Origin of the sequence: Streptomyces sp. NBC_01335, assembly GCF_035953295.1 — a bacterium.
GTDB lineage: Bacteria > Actinomycetota > Actinomycetes > Streptomycetales > Streptomycetaceae > Streptomyces.
This window is the reverse complement of the sequence record NZ_CP108370.1, coordinates 2,063,651-2,085,027: the sequence shown is the minus strand read 5'-3', so window position 1 is coordinate 2,085,027 and position 21,377 is coordinate 2,063,651. Positions and strand designations below refer to the sequence as shown.

Here is a 21,377-nt window from a genome sequence, read left to right as displayed (position 1 = left end):
GAAGGTTGGCCGACTGATGGCTGTCCACACCAGCCAGTCGGTGGCGAAGGCCGCGGGCGACGACGTCGCCCGCGGCCGGAGCCGCGCTACTGGCACCCCCACGCCGAGCAAGCTCCGGCGCTCCCTGTCCACGCACTGGTACGCCTGGGTCATGGTGGCCCCGGTGGTCGTCGTCATCGGCGTGATCATCGGCTACCCGCTGGTCCGCGGCATCTGGCTGTCGCTGACCGACGCCAACGAGCGCAACGTGGCGCGTTCCATCGGCGTCAACGAGATTCCCGCGACCTACAAGTTCGTCGGTCTCGACAACTACAAGGACGCGCTCACCGGCGGCGAGTTCATGTCCACGCTCGGCTGGACCCTGGTGTGGACGATCGCCTGCGTGAGCATCACGTTCTGCCTCGGCATGGCGCTCGCCAACATCCTGAACCGGCGCATCGCCGGCCGCTCCGCCTACCGCATGGCCCTGATCCTTCCCTGGGCCGTACCGGGCTTCGTCTCCGTCTTCGCCTGGCGCTTCCTCTACAACGAGGACCGCGGCATCCTCAACGCGATGCTCGGCGGTGTCGGCATCGACGGCATCCCGTGGCTGAACGACCCCACCTGGGCGAAGTTCTCCGTGATCGCCGTCAACGTCTGGCTCGGCGTCCCCTTCATGATGGTCGCCCTGCTCGGCGGTCTGCAGTCCATACCCGCGGAGCAGTACGAAGCCGCCGAGATGGACGGCGCCACCGCCTGGCAGCGCTTCCGGCACATCACCGTGCCCGGGCTCGCCCCGGTCTCCACGACGGTGGTCCTGCTCTCCACCATCTGGACCTTCAACATGTTCCCGGTGATCTTCCTGCTCACGCGGGGCGGTCCCGGTGAGTCGACGCAGATCCTCGTCACCCAGGCGTACAAGTTCTCCTTCGAGATCAGCCCGCGCGACTACGCACAGTCCTCCACGTGGGGCGTGCTGATCCTCGTCCTCCTCATGCTCTTCGCCGCGGTCTACCGGCGAGTGCTCCGCAAGCAGGGAGATGCCTGGTGACCACCCTCACCCCCGCCCGGCCGGCGCGCGCCCCGCGTCTGCGCGGACAGCGCTCGCCGCTCGCCTCCGTGGCGCTGCACGTCACGCTGATCATCGCCTCGGTGATCGCGGTCTTCCCGGTGCTCTGGGTCCTGCTGACCTCGCTGAAGCCGGCCAAGTACGCGACGACGACGGACTTCTTCAAGGAGACGACGTTCGTCAACTACACCAACCTGATCAAGGACACCGAGTTCCTGACCTGGTTCGGCAACTCGGTGCTCGTCGCGGGGCTCTCCACGCTCCTCGGCGTCTTCGTCTCCGCGACCACCGGGTACGCCGTCAGCCGGTTCCGCTTCCCCGGCAAGCGCGGCCTGATGTGGACCCTGCTGGTCACGCAGATGTTCCCGGTCGCCGTGCTGATCGTGCCGATCTACAACATCATGGCGACCCTCGGACTGCTCAACCAGCCCGCCGGCCTCGTGATCACCTACCTCACCATCTCGGTGCCGTTCTGCGCCTGGATGATGAAGGGCTTCTTCGACACGATCCCGCGCGAGATCGACGAGTCCGGACAGGTCGACGGCCTCACCCCGTTCGGCACGTTCTGGCGGCTCATCCTGCCGCTGGCCAAGCCCGGCCTCGCGGTCACCGCGTTCTACTCCTTCATCACCGCCTGGGGCGAGGTCGCGTACGCCTCCGCGTTCATGGTCGGTGACGAGAACCTCACGCTCGCCGGCGGACTGCAGAAGTTCGTCAACCAGTACGGAGCCCAGTGGGGCCCCATGACCGCCGCGTCGGTCCTCATCGCCATCCCGGCGGCCCTGGTCTTCCTGTTCGCGCAGAAGCACCTGGTCACCGGAATGTCGGCCGGAGCAGTCAAGGGCTGACCGGAGGCGGTGTCCGACCCTGACCCGCGGACACCGCCGAACCGTCACCCACCCCCACGCGTCACCGCATTCGTCACGGCGGCGCCGGCCCCCCCGACCGGGACCCCGGCGCCGCTCCCCACCCAGACACCCCAGGGACGACATGACCCAGCACCTCGCTGCCCCCTCCACCGGCACGTCCGACGACGCCCCGGACAACCGCACCGGCTGGTGGCAGGATGCGGTGATCTACCAGGTCTATCCACGGAGCTTCGCCGACGGCAACGGCGACGGCATGGGCGATCTCGCGGGCGTCACCGCACGGCTCCCGTACCTCCGGGACCTCGGTGTCGACGCCGTCTGGCTGAGCCCCTTCTACGCCTCCCCCCAGGCCGACGCCGGTTACGACGTCGCCGACTACCGGGCCATCGACCCGATGTTCGGCTCCCTCCTGGACGCCGACGCCCTCATCCGCGAGGCCCACGCCCTGGGCCTGCGCATCATCGTCGACCTCGTCCCCAACCACTCCTCCGACCAGCACGAGTGGTTCAAGCGCGCGCTGGCCGAGGGCCCCGGCTCCGCCCTGCGCGAGCGCTACCACTTCCGCGCCGGCAAGGGCGAGAACGGCGAACTCCCGCCGAACGACTGGGAGTCCATCTTCGGCGGCCCGGCGTGGACCCGGACCACCGACGCGGACGGCACCCCCGGCGAGTGGTACCTCCACCTCTTCGCGCCCGAGCAGCCCGACTTCAACTGGGAGCACCCGGCCGTCGCCGACGAGTTCCGCTCGATCCTGCGCTTCTGGCTCGACATGGGCGTCGACGGCTTCCGCGTCGACGTCGCGCACGGCCTGGTCAAGGCCGAGGGCCTGCCCGACCTCGGCTCGCACGACCAGCTCAAGCTGCTCGGCAACGACGTCATGCCGTTCTTCGACCAGGACGGCGTGCACGCCATCTACCGCAGCTGGCGCACCATCCTCGACGAGTACCCGGGCGAGCGCATCGCCGTCGCCGAGGCGTGGACCCCGACCGTCGAGCGCACCGCCAACTACGTGCGCCCCGACGAGATGCACCAGGCGTTCAACTTCCAGTACCTGTCGACCGACTGGGACGCCGGCGCGCTGCGTACCGTCATCGACTCCTCGCTCGCCGCGATGCGTCCGGTCGGCGCCCCCACCACCTGGGTGCTCTCCAACCACGACGTCACCCGGCACGCCACCCGCTTCGCCAACGAGCCGGGCCTGGGTACCCAGATCCGCACCCCCGGCGACCGGGAGACGGGCCTGCGCCGCGCCCGTGCCGCGACCCTGCTGATGCTGGCGCTGCCCGGCTCCGCCTACGTCTACCAGGGCGAGGAGCTCGGCCTGCCGGACGTCACCGACCTGCCCGACGAGGCCCGCCAGGACCCGTCGTTCTTCCGTGCCGACGGCCAGGACGGCTACCGCGACGGCTGCCGCGTCCCGATCCCGTGGACCCGCGGGGGCGGCAGCTACGGCTTCGGCGACGGCGGCAGCTGGCTCCCGCAGCCCGAGGGCTGGGGCGAGCTGTCCATCGAGGCGCAGACCGGCGTGGAGGGTTCCACCCTGGAGCTGTACCGCTCCGCCATCGCGGCCCGCCGCGAGCTGCCGGGGCTCGGCGCCGGTACGGACGTGGAGTGGCTGGACGGCCCCGAGGGCGTCCTCTCCTTCGCCCGCCCCGGCTTCGTCTGCACCGTCAACACGACCGGCGCCCCGGTGCGGGTCACCGCGCCCGGCACGGTGCTGGTCTCCAGCGCCCCGGTCACCGTCGAGGGCGGCTCGGCCGAGGTTCCCGCCGACACCACGGTGTGGTGGACGGTGTGACCGTCCCCGCACCCCGGACGGGCTCGGCGCTGCGGCTCTCCGACATCGCCGGGCAGGCCGCGGTCAGCGAGGCCACCGTCAGCCGGGTGCTCAACGGCAAACCGGGAGTCGCCGACAGCACCCGGCAGCGGGTGCTGGCGGCGCTGGACATCCTCGGCTACGAACGTCCCGTGCGGCTGCGCCGGCGCAGCGCCGGGCTGATCGGGTTGGTGACACCTGAACTCGTCAACCCGATCTTCCCGGCCTTCGCGCAGTCCGTCGAGCAGGTCCTGGCCGGGCACGGCTACACCCCGGTGCTCTGCACCCAGCTGCCGGGCGGCGCCACCGAGGACGAGCTCGTCGAACAGCTCGTCGAGCGGGGCGTCGGCGGCATCGTGTTCCTGTCCGGGCTGCACGCCGACCTGTCGGCCGACCCGTCGCGGTACGCCGAACTCTCCGAGCGCGGCGTCCCGTTCGTCCTGATCAACGGGTACAACGAGCGCATCAGCGCCCCGTTCGTCTCGCCGGACGACGCCGCCGCCGTACGGATGGCCGTCGGCCACCTCGCCGCCCTCGGGCACCGCAGGATCGGCCTGGCGGTCGGACCGCAGCGTTACGTGCCCTCCCGCCGCAAGCGGGACGGGTTCCTCGACGTGGCGGTCCGCACCCTGGGGATGACCCGCGACGAGGCCGAACTTCTGGTCTGCTCGACGCTGTTCGGCGTGGAGGGCGGCCAGGTGGCGGCCGGTGCGCTGCTCGACCAGGGGTGCACGGGCATCGTCTGCGGCAGCGACCTGATGGCGCTGGGCGTGGTGCGCGCGGCCCGGGGGAGGGGCCTGGAGGTCCCGCGCGACGTCTCCGTGGTCGGCTTCGACGACTCGCAGCTGATCGCCTTCACCGACCCGCCGCTGACCACCGTGCGCCAGCCGGTGCAGGCGATGGCCGCCGCCGCGGTGGGTGCGCTGCTGGAGGAGATCGCCGGAAGTCCCGTACAGCGCACGGAGTACGTGTTCCAGCCGGAGCTGGTCGTACGCGGCTCGACCGCGGCGCTGCGCTCGGCCCGGGCGGTACGGGGGATGTGAACGGGCGGCACGCGGCCGGAGGGGGGTCGCGTGCCGCACGGGGGCCCTGTGCCCCCGGTACGAAGGTGCGGCGCGGTGCGGACCCGGTGCGGGTCCTGCGAACGCGGAGGAGAAGCACCGGGAATCGGCCCAGGATTGGGCCGGCGGGGAGTGTGATTCCCGGCGCCTCTCGACAGCGTCGACCGGCCCGGCCGGCCGGGCGCGTGGGGCCCTGCGCCGGAGCGCGGACCCCCGGCCGGCCGGACCGGAGTCACCAAGAACGTAACAGGCTCGCAATATCTTGCGTAAGTCCTTGCAGGCAGAAAAATGCGGCGTTTCACGGATGTGAGCGGGTCATGTCCAAAGGGTTGACCCCGGCCTGACGGGCTCGTACGGTCTGCGCTGCGACTGGGTTTCCAGTCTTGCTGCAAGAACATTCAAAGCCTTCCGGCACGGCGCGTTGTCACGTGAGGCTGCTCGGTCACCCGCGTTTCCCCCACAGCAGGAGGAAGAACATGGCACGCAGACCGCTGTCCGCCGCTCTCGCCCTCGCGGCCGGAGTCGCCGCGCTGGTCGTCCCCGCAGGCGTCGGAGCCGGTACCGCCCAGGCCGCCGCCCCGGGCACCAAGGACGTCACCGCCGTCCTGTTCGAGTGGAAGTTCGCCTCCGTGGCGCAGGCGTGCACCAGCACCCTCGGCCCGGCGGGCTACGGCTTCGTCCAGGTCTCCCCGCCCATGGAGCACATCCAGGGCAGCCAGTGGTGGACCTCCTACCAGCCGGTCAGCTACAAGATCGCCGGCCGGCTCGGCGACCGCACCGCCTTCGCGAACATGGTCACCACCTGCCACAACGCCGGGGTGAAGGTCGTCGCCGACACCGTCATCAACCACATGTCGGCGGGCTCGGGCACCGGCACCGGCGGGTCCTCGTACACGAAGTACGACTACCCGGGCCTCTACTCGGTCAACGACATGAACGACTGCCAGTCGCAGATCAGCAACTACGGCGACCGCGCCAACGTCCAGAACTGCGAACTCGTGGGCCTCGCCGACCTGGACACCGGCGAGGAGTACGTACGCGGCAAGATAGCCGGGTACATGAACGACCTGCTCTCCCTCGGCGTCGACGGGTTCCGGATCGACGCGGCCAAGCACATGCCGGCCGCCGACCTCGCCAACATCAAGTCCCGGCTGACCAACCCGAACGCGTACTGGAAGCAGGAGGCCATCTACGGCGCGGGCGAGGCCGTCCAGCCCTCCGAGTACACCGGCACCGGCGACGTCCAGGAGTTCCGCTACGCCCGCGGCCTCAAGCAGACCTTCCTCAACGAGAACCTCGCCAACCTCAAGAACTACGGCGAGGGCTGGGGCTTCATGTCCTCCGCCCAGTCCGCGGTCTTCGTCGACAACCACGACACCGAGCGCGGCGGCGACACCCTCAACTACAAGGCGGGCGCCTCCTACACGCTGGCCAACGTCTTCATGCTCGCCTACCCGTACGGCTCCCCGGACGTGCACTCCGGCTACGAGTTCAGCGACGTCGACGCCGGACCGCCCAACGGCGGCCAGGTGAACGCCTGTTACACCGACGGCTGGAAGTGCCAGCATGCCTGGCCGCAGATCTCCTCCATGGTCGCCTTCCGCAACACCGCCCGCGGTGAGGCCGTCACCAACTGGTGGGACAACGGCGCCGACCAGATCGCCTTCGGGCGCGGCGCCAAGGCGTACGTCGCGATCAACCACGAGACCTCCTCGCTGACCCGGACCTTCCAGACCGGGCTGGCCGCCGGCTCCTACTGCGACGTGCAGACCGGCAACGCCGTGACGGTCAACTCCTCCGGTCAGTTCACCGCCACCCTCGGCGCCGACACCGCTCTCGCCCTGCAGGTCAACGCCCGCACCTGCACCGGTACGGGCACCGGGACCGGCACGGACCCCGGCACGGGCACCACCGCCTCCGGGGCGACCTTCGGCGTCAACGCCACCACCAGCCTCGGCCAGAACATCTACGTCACCGGCAACCAGTCGGCCCTCGGCAACTGGGACCCGAACAGCGCCCTCAAGCTCGACCCGGCCACGTACCCCGTCTGGAAGCTCGACGTGGCCCTGCCCGCCGGCACCTCCTTCGCGTACAAGTACCTCCGCAAGGACGCCGCCGGGAACGTCACCTGGGAGAGCGGCGCCAACCGCACCGCCACCGTGCCCGCCACCGGAAAGACCACGCTGACCAGCGACGTCTGGCGCAGCTGAACGACCAGGGGCGGGCCGGGAGTGCGTTACGACGCCTCCCGGCCCGCCCCTTTCCGTGCCGCCCCCGCCGGGCCGGCCGTACCGCCCCACCACCGTCCGAGGAGAGCCCTCCGTGTCCCGAACCACCCTCCGCCGGGGAGCCGTCGCCGCGCTGTGCGCCGCGCTGCTGCCCGTCGTACCGGCGGCGTCCGCGTCCGCCGCGACCAGACCTCCGTCCCCGCCCTCGGACGCGTCCCTCGCCAAGGAGTCGTCCCGCCAGGACCTCACCCGCGAGCAGTTCTACTTCGTCATGCCCGACCGGTTCGCCGACGGCGACACCTCCAACGACAAGGGCGGCCTGACCGGCTCCCGCCTGGAGACCGGGTACGACCCCACGGACAAGGGCTTCTACCAGGGCGGCGACCTCAAGGGGCTCACCAACCGGCTCGACTACATCAAGGGCCTCGGCACCACCGCGATCTGGCTCGCCCCGATCTTCAAGAACCGTCCCGTGCAGGGCACCGGAGCCGACGCCTCGGCCGGCTACCACGGTTACTGGATCACCGACTTCACCCAGGTCGACCCCCACTTCGGCACCAACGCCGACCTGGCGAAGCTGATCGACAAGGCCCACGGCAAGGGCATGAAAGTCTTCTTCGACGTCATCGCCAACCACACGGCCGACACCGTCGACTACACCGAGAAGACCTACGGCTACCGGCCCAAGGGCGCCTACCCCTACCTCGACACCGAGGGCCGCCCCTTCGACGACAGCGACGGCATGGCGAAGGTGGACGCGGACTCGTTCCCGTACACCCCGAAGGTGACCGCGAAGAAGGTCCCGTCCTGGCTCGACGACCCGACGATGTACCACAACCGGGGCGACTCCACCTACGCCGGCGAGTCCACCGAGTACGGCGACTTCTCCGGGCTCGACGACCTGTGGACCGAGCGCCCCGAGGTCGTCTCCGGCATGGAGAAGATCTACGAGAAGTGGGTCCGCGACTTCGACATCGACGGGTTCCGCATCGACACCGTCAAACACGTCGACATGGACTTCTGGACCCAGTGGGCGACCGCCCTCGACGCGTACGCGGCGAAGCACGGCCGCGACGACTTCTTCATGTTCGGCGAGGTCTACTCCGCCGACACCGCGATCACCTCGCCCTACGTGACCCAGGGCCGGCTCGACGCGACGCTGGACTTCCCCTTCCAGGAAGCCGCCCGCCAGTACGCCTCCCAGGGCGCTCCGGCCTCGAAGCTCGCCGCGCTCTACGCCGACGACTACCGGTACACCACCGACAAGGCGAACGCCTACGAGCAGGTCACCTTCCTCGGCAACCACGACATGGGCCGCATCGGGACCTTCCTGGAGCAGGACAACCCGAACGCCTCCGACGCCGAACTCGTCCAGCGCGACAAGCTCGCCAACGAGCTGATGTTCCTCGGCCGCGGCAACCCCGTCGTCTACTCCGGTGACGAGCAGGGCTACACCGGCGCCGGCGGCGACAAGGACGCCCGCCAGCCGCTCTTCGCCACGAAGATCGCCGACTACCTCGACGACGACCAGCTGGGCACCGACCGTACGCACGCCTCCGACGCGTACGACCCCACGCACCCGCTGTACCGGTCGATCGCCGCGCTCTCCGAGCTCACCAAGGACAACCCGGCCCTGCGGGACGGCGTCCAGACCGAGCGCTACGCCGAAGGCTCCGTCTACGCGTACTCCCGCATCGACGCCAAGCACTCCAACGAGTACCTCGTCGCCGTCAACAACGGCACCGAACCCCGGACCGTCGAGCTCACCACCGAGTCCGCCCGGATGAACTTCCGCACCGTCTACGGCGGTTCCGCCACCGTGCGCAGCGGCGCGGACAAGAAGATCACGGTCACCGTGCCCGCCCTGTCCAGCATCGTGCTCCGCGCCGACCAGACCCTCGCCGCCCCCGCCACCAAGCCCTCGCTCACCCTGAAGGCCCCGGCGGCCGGCGCGACCGGCACCGTAGAGATCTCCGCCGACGTCACCGGCGGCCAGCTCGACCGCGTGGTGTTCGCCGCCCAGACCGGCAACGGCAAGTGGCGCACCCTCGGCACCGCCGACCACGCCCCGTACAAGGTCACCCAGGTCGTCGACGACACCGTCGCCGCCGGGACGCCCCTGCGATACAAGGCCGTCGTCGTGGACCGCACCGGCCGCACCGCCGGCGCGCTCGCCTCCACCACCGCCGGTCAGGCGCCGCCCGCCGCCAAGCCGGTGGCCGTGGAGCGCGACTACGCCGTCGTCCACTACCGGCGCGCGGACGGCGACTACGACGGATGGCGACTGAAGTCCGGCGACACCACCGCCGGGTTCACCGGCCGTGACGCGTACGGCGCGTTCGCCTGGCTGAAGCTCACCGAGGGCACCTCCACCGTGCCGTACACCGTCGAGAAGGACGGCACCGCCGACGGCCCCGAGCGCACCGTCGACCTCTCCACCACCGGCCAGGTCTGGGTCGCCCAGGGCGACGACGGCCAGGTCACCGAGGTCCCCGACGGCGCCGGCCCCTCCACCGACACCACCAAGGCCGTCCTGCACTACCACCGCGAGGACGGGAACTACGACGGCTGGGGCCTGCACACCTGGACCGGCGCCAAGGACCCGACCGACTGGGCCAAGCCGCTCCAGCCGGTGAAGAAGGACGCCTACGGGGTCACCTTCGAGGTCCCGCTCGCCGACGGCGCCACCTCGCTCAGCTACATCCTCCACAAGGGGGACGAGAAGGACCTCCCGAGCGACCAGTCCCTCGACTTCGCCGGCAAGGGCCACGAGGTCTGGATGCTCGGCGGCACCGCGAACTACCTCCTCCCGGCGGCCGCCGGGGTCCCCGCCCCCGACCTGACCAAGGCCGAGGCGCAGTGGATCGACGCCGACACCGTCGTCTGGAAGGTCAAGGCCACCGCCGCCACCAGCGAGCAGCTCGTCTACGCCCGGAACGGCGGGATCTCCGTCGTCGACGGGGCGCTCTCCGACGAAGGCCAGTGGCTGCGGCTCGACCCGACCGCCCTGACCGACGCGCAGAAGGCGAAGTACCCGCACCTCCAGGACTATCCGGCCTTCCAGGTCGACGCCCGCGACCGCGACCGGATCCGTGAATCCCTGCGCGGCCAGCTGATCGCCACCCAGCGCGCCGCCAACGGCGCCCTCCTCGCCGCCACCGGCGTACAGATCCCCGGGGTGCTCGACAGCCTGTACCCCAAGGCCACCGGCGCCGCCCTCGGTCCCGTCTTCGACCAGGGCACACCCACCCTCTCCGTCTGGGCCCCCACCGCCCGCACCGTCGCGCTCGAACTGGACGGCAGGACCGTCCCGATGCGCCGCGACGACACCACCGGCGTCTGGTCCGTCAAGGGCACCAAGTCCTGGAACGGCAAGCCCTACCGCTACGTCGTCCAGGTCTGGGCGCCCACCGTCCAGAAGCTCGTCACCAACAAGGTCACCGACCCCTACTCCACCGCCCTGACCACCGACTCCGCCCGCAGCCTCGTCGTCGACCTCACCGACCCGAAGCTCGCGCCCACCGGCTGGTCCACCCAGAAGAAGCCCGCCGCCGTCCCGCTGAGCAGCGCGCAGATCCAGGAACTCCAGATCCGCGACTTCTCCGTCGCGGACCCCACCTCCCAGCACCCCGGCGAGTACCTCGCCTTCACCGACACGGCCTCCGACGGCATGAAGCACCTCAAGGAGCTCGCCGACTCCGGCACCTCCTACGTGCACCTGCTGCCCGCCTTCGACATCGGCACCATCTCCGAGAAGAAGTCCGACCAGCAGCAGCCCGCCTGTGACCTGAAGGTCTACGCCCCCGACTCCGCCCAGCAGCAGGCCTGCGTCACGGCCGCCGCCGCCAAGGACGGCTTCAACTGGGGCTACGACCCGCTGCACTACACCGTCCCGGAGGGCTCCTACGCCTCCGACCCGAACGGCACCAAGCGCACCGTCGAGTTCCGGGAGATGGTCCAGGGCCTCAACAACGCCGGACTGCGCACCGTCATGGACGTCGTCTACAACCACACCGTCGCCTCCGGCCAGGACGACAAGTCCGTCCTCGACCGGATCGTGCCCGGCTACTACCAGCGGCTCATGGACGACGGCTCCGTCGCCAACTCCAGCTGCTGCGCCAACACCGCGCCCGAGAACGCCATGATGGGCAAGCTCGTCGTGGACTCGATCGTCACCTGGGCCAAGCAGTACAAGGTCGACGGGTTCCGCTTCGACCTGATGGGCCACCACCCCAAGGCGAACATCCTCGCCGTGCGGAAGGCGCTCGACGCGCTGACCCCCGCCAAGGACGGCGTCGACGGAAAGAAGATCATCCTCTACGGCGAGGGCTGGAACTTCGGCGAGATCGCCGACGACGCCCGCTTCGTCCAGGCCACCCAGAAGAACATGGCCGGCACCGGCATCGCCACCTTCGACGACCGCGCCCGCGACGCCTTGCGCGGCGGCGGCCCCTTCGACGCCGACCCCGGCGTCCAGGGCTTCGCCACCGGCCTCTACACCGACCCCAACAACTCCACCGCCAACGGCACCGAGGCCGAGCAGAAGGCCCGCCTCCTGCACTACCAGGACCTGATCAAGGTCGGCCTCTCCGGCAGCCTCGCCGGCTACACCTTCACCGACACCTCCGGCAACAAGGTCACCGGCGCCGGCGTCGACTACAACGGCCAGCCCGCCGGATACGCTGCCGCACCCGGCGACGCCCTCGCCTACTCCGACGCCCACGACAACGAGAGCCTCTACGACGCCCTCGCGTTCAAGCTCCCCGCGGACACCCCGGCCGCGGACCGGGCCAGGATGCAGGTCCTCGCCATGGGCGTCTCCACCCTCTCCCAGGGGCCCTCGCTCTCCCAGGCGGGCACCGACCAGCTGCGCTCCAAGTCCCTGGACCGCAACTCCTTCGACAGCGGCGACTGGTACAACGCCATCCACTGGAACTGCCAGGACGGCAACGGCTTCGGCCGGGGCCTGCCGCCCGCCGCGGACAACCAGGACAAGTGGCCGTACGCGGCGCCGCTGCTGACCAACCCCAACCTCACCCCCGGCTGCGCGCAGATCAACGGCGCGTCCGCCGCCTACCAGGACCTGCTGAGGATCCGGAGCACCGAGAAGGCGTTCGCCCTCACCTCCGCCTCCCAGGTCCAGTCCACCCTCGCCTTCCCGCTCTCGGGCAAGGACGAGACCCCCGGCGTCATCACCATGACCCTGGGCGACCTGGTCGTCGTCATCAACGCCACCCCCTCCACCGCCACCCAGAAGGTGGACACGGCAGCGGGCGAGAAGTACGCCCTGCACCCCGTGCAGGCGGCGGGCGCCGACCCTACCGTCAAGCAGTCCCGGTACGAAGCGGAATCCGGCATCTTCACCGTCCCCGGACGGACCGTCGCCGTGTTTTCACATCGCTGACACCGACGGGCTACGGTGTGACCGCACGCGTCGGCGACGGAGCCGCAGCGGCCCGGCGCCGAGCACCGTAACTCCGCCGAGAACCGGCCGGTCACGGCGCCGCTCCCCCACGGGAGGGGCGCCGGGGCCGGCCGGTCCGGTCGGGTGGCGGACACCGTCCGGCCGTCGGCGCACCAGGCCCGAGCACGCCGGACGGTGATGATGAAGATCGTGGGAAACCTGCCCGAGGAGACGAGCAGTTTCATCGGCCGGGGCGTCGAACTCCTGCGCCTCGAATCAGCCCTGACGCCCTATTACCTCGTCGGCCACCGGCTCACCCCGCACCGCATCACCACGCTCGTCGGCCCCGGCGGCGTCGGCAAGTCCCGCCTCGCCGGCCGCGCCACCCGCCTCGTCGGCCACCGCTACCAGGACGGCGTCCGCTGGGCCGACCTCTCCCCCCTCTACGACGACGACCTGCTGCTGCCCACCGTCTCCGACGCCGTCGGCCTCGCCGACCACGCCCTGCGGATGCCCGTCGACGCGCTCTGCGAATGGCTCGCGGACAAGAACACGCTGCTCGTCCTCGACTCCTGCGAACACCTGCGCGCCCCCACCGCCCACCTCCTCGGCGAACTCCTCACCATCGCCCCCGGCCTGACCGTGCTCGCCACCAGCAGACAGCCCCTCGGCGTCCGCGGCGAGAACATCGTGGAAGTCCCCCCGCTGCCCTACGAGGGCGAGAGCGACGCGCTCACCCTCTTCCGAGACCGGGTACGCGTCTCGGCCCCCGGCATCACCTTCCGGCGCCCCGCCGACACCAGGGCCGCGAACGAGATCTGCCGCCGCCTCGAAGGACTCCCGCTCGCCCTGGAACTGGCCGCCGCCTCCGCCCGCCGCCACACCCTGAGTCAGATCGCCGACCGCCTCGGCTCCCGCCCGGACGTCCTCAGCGACGACTCCCCCCGCCCCCGCCGCCACCGCGCCCTCATCACCACCATCGGCTGGAGCCACGAGCTCTGCACCCCGCTCGAACGCCTCCTGTGGGCCCGCCTCACCCCGCTCCGCGGCGACTTCGACGAAGAGGCCGCCCGGGAGGTCTGCGCCGGCGGACCGCTCACCCCCGACGGGGTCACCGAAGCGCTGCGCGGACTCGTCGCCAAGTCCGTCGTCAAGCGCGACGGCGAACGCCACCACATGCTCGACACCCTGCGCGAGTACGGCCGCATGTGGCTCGTCGAACTCGGCGAGGAGGAAGTCGCCGGCGCCGCCCACCGGCACGCCGCCCGCTTCCTCCGCATGGCCCGCCGCGCCCACACCGGCTGGACCGGCCGCGACCAGGTCGCCTGGTACCACAAGGTCTCCGACAGCCACCTCGACCTCTGCGCCGCCCTCGACCACCTGCTGGTCCACGACGTCCGCGCCGCCCAGGAGATGGCCGGCCGCGTCGGCTTCTTCTGGGCTTGCTGCGGCCACCTCACCGCCGCCCGGAGCTACGCCCGGCGCGCCCTGGAAGGCGGCCCCGTCGACGGCCCCGACCGCACCCGGCTGCTCTGGGTCATGGGCGTCGCGGCCCTGCTCCAGGGCGACTTCGAGGCCGCCGAACGGCTCGGCGCCCAGTGCACGGCCCACGCCGAGACCGACGGCGACGACGAGGGCCTCCTCAACTCCACCTACCTGGCCGGGCTCACCCACATCATGAAGGGCGAACCGCGGACCGCCCTCGAAGCCGCCGACCGGGCCCTGCGCCTGACCGGGGCGAGAGGGGTCGAATACGCCTACCGCCTGCGCTGCCACCTCATCACGGTCTTCGCCCTCAGCGGCCTCGGCCGGCTCGACGAGGCCGCCGAGGCCGCCGCCCTACTCAGGGCCGCCTGCGAGGAGCACCACGAGCACTGGACCCGCACCTACGCCGACTACCAACTCGCCCTGATCGCCCTGCTCCAGGGCCGCCCGGACGCCTCGGCCGCGCACGCCCGCACCATGCTCCAGGGCAAGCACCGCCTGCGCGACAGCTTCGGCATCGCCCTCGGCCTGGACATCCTCGCCTCCGCCATCGCCGCCCAGGGCCAAGGCGCCCGGGCCGCCCGGGTGTACGGCACCGGACAGGTGTACTGGCGGATGGTCGGCCACCCCCAGCGCGGCACCCCCGACATCGCCCCGGTGCGCGAGACCTGCGAGCGCCGGGCCCGGGAGGCCGTCGGCGACGCCGCCTACCAGCGCGCCTTCGAGAGCGGCCGCACCGAGAGCGCCGAGGCGGGGCTCGCCGCGGCGCTGTGGGACGAGTCGCGGATCTGAGCGGGGGAGAGGGCGGGCACCCGGTGAGACACGCTTGTGCGGCCGGGGCGCACCCCGTCAAGGTGGGCAACGACAATGCCCGCCCCACCCGCAACGGGAGCGCCTGATGCCTCACATCACCATCGACTACTCCGCCGGACTCGAAGACGCCTTCGACAGCCGGGGCTTCGCCGCAGAGCTGCACCCGCTGATCGCCCGGACGATCAGCACCTCGACCGCGGCCTGCAAGACCAGGATCCGCCGGGTCGAGGAGACGCTGGTCGGGGAGGGGGCGGTCGACGGGGCGGTCGTCCACATCCTCATCGCCATCGTGGCCGGCCGAACACCGGAGGTGCGGGCGCAGCTCACCGAGTCCGTCCTCGCGCTGCTCGACGAGCATCTCAAGCCGGCCGACGGCCTCCGGATCGACGCCTCGGTGGAGACCCGTGACCTCGACGCCTCGTACCGCAGGAACTGATCCCCCGGCCCGTTCCCCGGTGGCGGCCGCCCGTCACGGCTGCCGCTGCGGGGGGACGGCGGGCGCCCCGGCGATCAGCGTCCCGAGCCGGGTGAGCAGCTCGCCGAACGGGCCGTCCGGGGGCTCCTGTTCGAGGACCCGCAGCACGACGGAGGCCAACTTCTGGTCGTACGCGGCGCTCACGGCGGCCAGCGCCGCGAAGTCGTGCACCAGCTGGAGTTCCAGCTCGGCGCGGGGGACGCGCTTGCCGTCCAGCCAGAGCAGCGCCGTCGCCTCGGCGAGCGACACCCAGGTGCGTACCACCAGCTCCAGCCGGGCGGACGGGACCTCGACCCCGAGGTGGGCGAGTATCTGCTCGTACGCGGCCTGCCGCACCCCGTCGATCATCGCGTTGGTGGTGGAGGAACCGGCCGCCGGGCCGCCCCGCATGAGCGCGGAGAAACCGGGCCCGTGGTCCTCCACGAAGTCGAAGAACCGGACCATCACCCTCAACAGGCGGGTGCCCAGCGGCCCTTCGTGCGGCTCCAGGAACCGGTCGGCCAGCTCGTCGGCGGCCCGGCGCAGCGCGGCCTCGTACAGGCTCTGCTTGCCGGGGAAGTAGTGGTACACCAGCGGGCGGGAGATGCCCGCGGCGGCGGCGATCTCGTCGATCGACACCTCGTCGGGGGAGCGGCTGCTGAACAACTCCAGTGCGACGCCGATCAACTGCTGTCTGCGCTCGTCGACACCCATTCGGCGCCGCACCCCGGTGGTCATGCGAACAGCCTAACCGGGGTGCGGCGGACGGCGGGACCGGCCCGGCCAACCTACAGATCGAGGACCAGCCGCCCGCCCCGGCACCGGGAGACGCAGATCAGCATCGAGTCGGCGCGCTCCGCGTCCGTCAGCAGCTCGTCCCGGTGGTCGATCTCGCCGTCCAGCACCCGCTGTTGGCAGGTGCCGCAGAAGCCCTGCTCGCAGGAGTACGAGACATGGGGCAGCTCCTCGCGCACCGCCGCCAGCACCGACTGCCCGGCCGCCACGGACACCGTCCGGCCCGAGCGCGCCAACTCCACCTCGAAGGCGCCCGGGGCGGCGCCGGTGTCCGTGTCCGGCCCGGTGGCCGCGAACCGCTCCAGGTGGAGGGTGCACCCGTCCGGCAGGGCGGCGGCGACCGCGTCCATCAGGGGGCCGGGGCCGCACACGTACACGGCCGTCCCCGGCGCGAGCGCGGCGAGCTCACCGGCCACGTCCGGGTGCCCGGCGGTGTCCTGCGGGACGACCGTCACCCGGTCCCCGTCCGCGCCGAGCTTCTCGATCTCGTCGAGGAAGGGCATGGCGGCCCGCGACCGGCCCCCGTACAGCAGCCGCCAGGGCGCCCCGGACGCGGCGACCGCCCGCAGCATGGGCAGGACCGGGGTGATCCCGATGCCGCCCGCGACGAAGAGGTAGCCGTCCGCCTCCACCAGCGGGAAGCGGTTGCGGGGCGCCCGGACGCCGACCTCCTCGCCCTCGTGGAGCTGGGCGTGCACCTCCCGGGAACCGCCCCGCCCGTCCTCGGCCAGCCGGACCGCCACCGTGTACGTCCCCGGGTCCGCCGGGTCGCCGCAGAGGCTGTACTGCCGGACCGCACCGGAGGGCAGCACCAGGTCGAGATGGGCGCCCGGCTCCCACCGGGGCAGCCCGGGCCCCTCCAGCCGCAACTGGACGACCCCCTCGGCGGGCGAGGTCCGCTCGGTGACCAGCAGCCGCCGGGTGGTGGTGGCGCCGCGCCCCGACCGCCCGGAGGTGGGTTCCTCCAGCGCGGGCATCGGCCAGAGCGGTGAGGCGGCGACGCGCTTGCGCAGCGCACGCCGGACGAGCAGTGCGGCGCCGGCACCGGTGACCAGCAGTGCGGTGCGGGGCAGGGGCATGGGCATGGTCAGTGGGTTCCCGTCGTACGGGCCTCGGCGGCGAGCGCCGCGGGCGAGCGGGCGAGGTAGTCGACGGCCTGGGCGGTGCTGCCCGTCCGCGAGGGGTGGTAACGGCGGCTCAGGTAGTCCGGGACCGACCGCAGGATGTCCCCGGCCGGGGGCAGCGTGCCCCGCCTGCCGCCGGCGTGGAACGCCCGGAGCGACGCCCGGCCGCCGGGCAGCCCCGGGTCGTTCGCCACGAAGAAGCGGACCCCGCGTTGCCAGAGGAAGACCAGCGCGGAGAAGGCCGTCGCCCAGGTCCGTACCCGGCGCCGGTAGCCGCCGTCCACGTGGCAGAACACCTCGAAGGCCACCGAGCGGTGCTCGACCTCCTCGGCGCCGTGCCAGCGCAGCAGGTCCAGCATCGTGGGATCGGCGCCGAGCCGGTCCAGGGCGTCGGCGTTGAGTATCCAGTCACCGAGGAACGCCGTGTAGTGCTCGATCGCCGCTATCGTCGCGACCCGCTCCTTGAGCCACCACTCCCGGGCCCGCCCGGGCGGCAGGGTCCGGTCTCCGAGCAGCTTCTCGAAGAACCAGTCCACCTGCGCGGTGTACGGCGTCGGATCGATCCCCAGCCGCTTCAGGTGCGGCAGCACGTCGTCGTGCGCCTGCGAGTGCACGGCCTCCTGGCCGATGAACCCGATGACGTCCGCGCGGAGCCGTTCGTCGCGGATGTACGGCAGCACCTGCCGGTACACATGGATGAACCAGCGCTCCCCGGCCGGCAGCAGCAGATGGAGGACGTTGATCGTGTGGGCGGCGAACGGGTCGCCGGGCACCCAGTGCAGCGGGGTGCGCTCCCAGTCGAACGCGACGTTGCGGGGCTTGAGCGGCGTCCGCTCCGAAGTGACCGCCGCCGGCTGCTTGTTGGACATGGTGTCAATGTACTGACGGGTACGGCACAGGAACAGACGCGTGCACGCCCTTCCTCGTCCGGATCGGCTCCCCGGTCTCACGGGGCGGGCCCCGGCCCGCAGCGGTACGAAACCGCGCGGACCGGGGCCCGGTCGCCCAACGGCCCTGTCAGGGGGCGTACTTGTAGCCCACCCGCCGGACGGTCTGGATCGACTGACGGTGCTGGGCGCCGAGCTTGCGGCGCAGCCGGGCGACGTGGACGTCCACGGTCCGGCCGTCGCCGACGTGACCGTAACCCCAGACGGTGGTCACCAACTGGTCGCGGGTGTGCACCCGGTGGGGGTGCGCGACCAGGTGGGAGAGGAGCTCGAACTCCAGGTAGGTGAGGTCGAGCGCCACACCGTCCACGGTCGCGATGCGCCGGGTGGAGTCGATGAGCACCGGACCGTCCGGCGCGGACGCGGCGGGAGCCTCGCGCACCACGGCCTGCGGGACGAGCGCGCCCTGCGGGAGCGCTCCCGCGGCGAAGGGCCGGGCGTCCGGGAACGCGCCGGCGAGAGCGGCCTGCTGGTCGGCCGGTACGAGGACGAGGTAGCCGATCATCGGCGGCCGCCCCGGCAGGGTCGGCAGGGAGTGCTGCGGCGCGGGCAGCCAGGTGGCTCCCGGCGGCAGGAAGTCGGCCATGTCGGTGAGCCGGACGACGTCGTCACGGTCGACGGCACGGAGCCGGCGGTTGGGGGAGTGGGTGCGAGCGGTGGTGGTGGCCGCAGCGGGGGCCGCCGAAGCCGCGGTGGCGGCGGAGGCGGAGAGAGTACGGGCGTTCGCCATGAGGGTCAGCTCTTTCGCGCGAGGAGTCGTCGAGGGACGTACGTCGTGCGCGCGGGCCGAAGACCGGGGTGAGCGGCTTTAGAGGGCCTGCGCGTTCCTCGCGCGGCAACACACCCGGTCGAAGTCGTGGTGCTGACGGGAAGGCCAGAACGGCTCAAGGTCGCTGCGACCCGATGAGGTGTACTGGAGACCGGCCATGGGCCCATTGAAGCAGAGAATGCGGCGCGGCAGCAGTCTCCTCTCACCCGTCGATACGGACCCTTTGCCCACCGCGCCCCGCCCCGTGCCCCCGGGAGCCGCCCGCACCCGTCCTGACCTGGCCCGACTCCTCAGCCCACCAGCCGCTTCCGCCAGTCGGGCAGCGGCAGTTCGACGGCCTTCGACGGATTGCCGTCCCACTCCACGGTCAGTCCGGCGTCCCGGAGCGCCGCCACCACCTCGCCGCCGACCGCGGTGGTGGTCTCCTCGGAGTCGTCGAACCCGCCGTAGTACAGCGCGAGTCCGTGGCCCGCCGCCGCGCTCGCGGTGCCCTGGGAGTGGAAGAAGACGAAACCGCGCGCCGACTCGTCCTCCGCCCACACCTCCCCCATCCCGCAGGAACGGCAGCAGGTGAAGTTCTGCCGGGCGGTCAGACCGGCCGCCCCCAGGGCGGCGAACGCGCGCTCCAGCCGGTCGGCGTCGCTCTCCCCCGTCCACCCCTCCTGCTCCACCACCCGCTCCAGCCAGAGCCGCTCGACGACCTCCCGCGCCTGCTCCTGGGTGACCGGCGACACCCCGTCCTTCGTCAGGCAGTCGGCCGCCCACCCGGTCAGCGTCTCCACCGTGCCGAACCCGCCGCGCAGTTCACCCCGGACGGCCTTCTCGAGGCGCGCCAGGACCTCCGGTTCCGGAGCCGGTACGGGCTCCGCCTCGGGCAGCCCCAGCAACTCCCAGCCGATCCCCGCGTCCCAGTCGTCCTCCTGCCGCGCCCATCCGGCCATGACCTCGGCGACCCGCTCCGCGGCGGACATCCCGGCCCGGTAGTGGTCGGCCGGGCCGCCCGCGCGGTACTCCAGCTCGTACGGGCCGTCCCCCTCCTGCCAGACCTGCACGAACTGTCCGGGGCGGTCCGGCACCCGCTGCACCACCAGGAACCGGTTCTTCGGCCCGCCGATCCCGAGCACCAGGTCCGTCAACTCGTCCGCCGTGGGGCGCGTGTACGACTGTGCCCCCTCGGTCTTCACCTTGATCTCCAGCATGCCGCCACTCTGGCACGTACCACCGACAGCGCCCCGCCCGCTCGGCGAGCACTGGGGTCAGCGGGTCCACGTCGTGGCCGAGGACCAGTGCGCGCTGAGGCTCCACCTGGACGGGTACGGCACGCTGCCGACCGCGTGAGGGGCGCCTCGGCAACTCCCGTGCTCCCGTCCTCCGGTGCTCGGTCCTCCCGCGCTCGTCCTCCGTACTCCCGCGCAGCCGTGCTCCCGTACGTACGACGAGAAGGCGCCCACCGGAAAACCGGCGGGCGCCTTCTCGTCGTACGGGGAGGTGCGGGGGATCAGCCCTGGTCGGCCTTCTCCAGCGCGGTGCAGCAGGTGTCGACGATCAGCCGCGTGACGACGTAGGGGTCGACGTTGGCGTTCGGGCGACGGTCCTCGATGTAGCCCTTCTGGTCCTGCTCGACCTGCCACGGGATACGGACCGAGGCGCCGCGGTTGGAGACGCCGTAGCTGTACTCGTTCCACGGGGCGGTCTCGTGCAGACCGGTCAGACGCTCGTCGATGCCGGCGCCGTAGTTCTTGACGTGGTCGAGCGGCTTCGAGCCCTCGCCCAGCGACTCGCACGCGGTGATGATCGGGTCGTAGCCCTCACGCATCGCCTTGGTGGAGAAGTTGGTGTGCGCACCGGCGCCGTTCCAGTCGCCCTTGACCGGCTTCGGGTCGAGGGTGGCGGAGACGTTGAAGTCCTCGGCGGTGCGGTAGAGCAGCCAGCGGGCGATCCACAGCTGGTCGGAGACCTCCAGCGGGGAGAGCGGGCCGACCTGGAACTCCCACTGACCGGGCATGACCTCGGCGTTGATGCCGGAGATGCCGAGACCGGCCTTGAGGCAGTTGTCGAGGTGCTTCTCGACGATCTCGCGGCCGAAGATCTCGTCGGCGCCGACACCGCAGTAGTAGCCGCCCTGCGCGGCCGGGAAGCCGCCCTCGGGGAAGCCGAGCGGACGGTGGCCCGCGAAGAAGGTGTACTCCTGCTCGATGCCGAAGATCGGCTCCTGAGAGGCGAAGCGCTCGGCCACCGGGCGCAGCGCGGCACGGGTGTTGGTCGGGTGCGGCGTCATGTCGATGTTGAAGACCTCGCACAGCACGAGGACGTCGTCACCGCCGCGGATCGGGTCCGGGCAGGTGAAGACCGGCTTCAGTACGCGGTCGGAGGCGTGGCCCTCGGCCTGGTTCGTGCTCGAACCGTCGAAGCCCCAGATGGGCAGCTCCGCGCCGTCGGCCATGATCCGCGTCTTCGAACGCAGCTTGGCGGTCGGCTCGGTGCCGTCTATCCAGATGTACTCAGCCTTGAACGTCACGGAAGCCATCCTTTGGGGGTGCTGCGAGGTCTATGCGCGCAGCTTG

The 21,377-nt window shown here is 71.5% G+C and carries 16 protein-coding genes; 9 read left to right on the top strand and 7 right to left on the bottom strand.

The genetic code is table 11. The features are described from left to right. Window positions 1-16: 16 nt before the first annotated feature. From OG599_RS08605 to OG599_RS08570, 8 genes are all read left to right on the top strand, one after another. Window positions 17-1,030 carry a carbohydrate ABC transporter permease gene (locus tag OG599_RS08605; RefSeq protein WP_327175363.1) on the top strand — a complete coding sequence of 338 codons (1,014 nt, stop codon included), beginning with the start codon at window positions 17-19 and terminating at the stop codon, window positions 1,028-1,030. Beyond that, entirely contained in the window at window positions 1,024-1,896 is an 873-nt protein-coding gene (locus tag OG599_RS08600) for a sugar ABC transporter permease (protein ID WP_327179970.1), read from the top strand. Before OG599_RS08605 ends, OG599_RS08600 begins: the two co-directional genes overlap by 7 nt. Before the next feature lie 142 nt (window positions 1,897-2,038). Beyond that, window positions 2,039-3,715 carry a glycoside hydrolase family 13 protein gene (locus OG599_RS08595; RefSeq protein WP_327175362.1) on the top strand — a complete coding sequence of 559 codons (1,677 nt, stop codon included), beginning with the start codon at window positions 2,039-2,041 and terminating at the stop codon, window positions 3,713-3,715. Continuing rightward, window positions 3,700-4,776, top strand: coding sequence for a LacI family DNA-binding transcriptional regulator (locus OG599_RS08590; RefSeq protein WP_327175361.1), 1,077 nt, complete (start codon window positions 3,700-3,702; stop codon window positions 4,774-4,776). The genes OG599_RS08595 and OG599_RS08590 overlap by 16 nt, the downstream gene beginning before the upstream one ends. Window positions 4,777-5,270: 494 nt before the next feature. Then, complete coding sequence (locus tag OG599_RS08585; RefSeq protein ID WP_327175360.1) at window positions 5,271-7,004, top strand: carbohydrate-binding module family 20 domain-containing protein; 1,734 nt, start codon at window positions 5,271-5,273, stop codon at window positions 7,002-7,004. Window positions 7,005-7,116: 112 nt separating this feature from the next. Continuing rightward, on the top strand, window positions 7,117-12,426 hold the full coding sequence (gene pulA, locus OG599_RS08580) for a pullulanase-type alpha-1,6-glucosidase (protein WP_327175359.1): 5,310 nt from the start codon (window positions 7,117-7,119) through the stop codon (window positions 12,424-12,426). A 201-nt stretch (window positions 12,427-12,627) separates the two neighbouring features. Then, entirely contained in the window at window positions 12,628-14,703 is a 2,076-nt protein-coding gene (locus OG599_RS08575; protein WP_327175358.1) for an ATP-binding protein, read from the top strand. Between the two features lie 106 nt (window positions 14,704-14,809). Continuing rightward, window positions 14,810-15,160 (top strand): 5-carboxymethyl-2-hydroxymuconate Delta-isomerase, encoded by a 351-nt coding sequence (locus tag OG599_RS08570; protein WP_327175357.1) that lies wholly within the window; start codon window positions 14,810-14,812, stop codon window positions 15,158-15,160. Between the two features lie 33 nt (window positions 15,161-15,193). On the opposite strand, the gene OG599_RS08565 is transcribed toward OG599_RS08570, so the two are convergent. The 6 genes from OG599_RS08565 to OG599_RS08545 form a co-directional block, all read right to left on the bottom strand. After that, window positions 15,194-15,916: a TetR/AcrR family transcriptional regulator gene (locus OG599_RS08565; protein WP_327175356.1), complete on the bottom strand. Its 723-nt coding sequence runs from the start codon at window positions 15,914-15,916 to the stop codon at window positions 15,194-15,196. A gap of 50 nt (window positions 15,917-15,966) precedes the next feature. Further along, window positions 15,967-17,052, bottom strand: coding sequence for a PDR/VanB family oxidoreductase (locus OG599_RS08560; RefSeq protein ID WP_327179969.1), 1,086 nt, complete (start codon window positions 17,050-17,052; stop codon window positions 15,967-15,969). Window positions 17,053-17,060: 8 nt separating this feature from the next. After that, window positions 17,061-17,966: a metal-dependent hydrolase gene (locus tag OG599_RS08555; protein WP_327175355.1), complete on the bottom strand. Its 906-nt coding sequence runs from the start codon at window positions 17,964-17,966 to the stop codon at window positions 17,061-17,063. A gap of 148 nt (window positions 17,967-18,114) precedes the next feature. Further along, window positions 18,115-18,774, bottom strand: a complete 660-nt coding sequence (locus OG599_RS08550) for a winged helix-turn-helix domain-containing protein (RefSeq protein WP_327175354.1) — start codon at window positions 18,772-18,774, stop codon at window positions 18,115-18,117. 78 nt (window positions 18,775-18,852) lie between these two features. Continuing rightward, complete coding sequence (locus tag OG599_RS35430; RefSeq protein WP_442809394.1) at window positions 18,853-19,044, bottom strand: hypothetical protein; 192 nt, start codon at window positions 19,042-19,044, stop codon at window positions 18,853-18,855. Window positions 19,045-19,103: 59 nt separating this feature from the next. Beyond that, window positions 19,104-20,012: a DUF6891 domain-containing protein gene (locus tag OG599_RS08545; RefSeq protein WP_327175353.1), complete on the bottom strand. Its 909-nt coding sequence runs from the start codon at window positions 20,010-20,012 to the stop codon at window positions 19,104-19,106. Between OG599_RS08545 and OG599_RS08540 the strand changes: the two genes are divergently transcribed. Then, the gene (locus tag OG599_RS08540) at window positions 20,011-20,151 is read left to right on the top strand and encodes a hypothetical protein (protein ID WP_327175352.1); all 141 of its coding nucleotides are present in this window, start codon (window positions 20,011-20,013) and stop codon (window positions 20,149-20,151) included. The genes OG599_RS08545 and OG599_RS08540 overlap by 2 nt on opposite strands. A gap of 160 nt (window positions 20,152-20,311) precedes the next feature. On the opposite strand, the gene glnII is transcribed toward OG599_RS08540, so the two are convergent. Further along, the gene (gene glnII, locus OG599_RS08535) at window positions 20,312-21,331 is read right to left on the bottom strand and encodes a glutamine synthetase (RefSeq protein WP_327175351.1); all 1,020 of its coding nucleotides are present in this window, start codon (window positions 21,329-21,331) and stop codon (window positions 20,312-20,314) included. Window positions 21,332-21,377: the final 46 nt, after the last annotated feature.

Coding starts and splice junctions, on each gene's coding strand:
- OG599_RS08605 (WP_327175363.1), top strand. CDS start 17: ATGGCTGTCCACACCAGCCAGTCGGTGGCGAAGGCCGCGGGCGACGAC.
- OG599_RS08595 (WP_327175362.1), top strand. CDS start 2,039: ATGACCCAGCACCTCGCTGCCCCCTCCACCGGCACGTCCGACGACGCC.
- OG599_RS08585 (WP_327175360.1), top strand. CDS start 5,271: ATGGCACGCAGACCGCTGTCCGCCGCTCTCGCCCTCGCGGCCGGAGTC.
- OG599_RS08575 (WP_327175358.1), top strand. CDS start 12,628: ATGAAGATCGTGGGAAACCTGCCCGAGGAGACGAGCAGTTTCATCGGC.
- OG599_RS08570 (WP_327175357.1), top strand. CDS start 14,810: ATGCCTCACATCACCATCGACTACTCCGCCGGACTCGAAGACGCCTTC.
- OG599_RS08565 (WP_327175356.1), bottom strand. CDS start 15,916: ATGACCACCGGGGTGCGGCGCCGAATGGGTGTCGACGAGCGCAGACAG.
- OG599_RS08560 (WP_327179969.1), bottom strand. CDS start 17,052: ATGCCCCTGCCCCGCACCGCACTGCTGGTCACCGGTGCCGGCGCCGCA.
- OG599_RS08555 (WP_327175355.1), bottom strand. CDS start 17,966: ATGTCCAACAAGCAGCCGGCGGCGGTCACTTCGGAGCGGACGCCGCTC.
- OG599_RS08550 (WP_327175354.1), bottom strand. CDS start 18,774: ATGGCGAACGCCCGTACTCTCTCCGCCTCCGCCGCCACCGCGGCTTCG.
- OG599_RS08540 (WP_327175352.1), top strand. CDS start 20,011: ATGCCGCCACTCTGGCACGTACCACCGACAGCGCCCCGCCCGCTCGGC.
- OG599_RS08545 (WP_327175353.1), bottom strand. CDS start 20,012: ATGCTGGAGATCAAGGTGAAGACCGAGGGGGCACAGTCGTACACGCGC.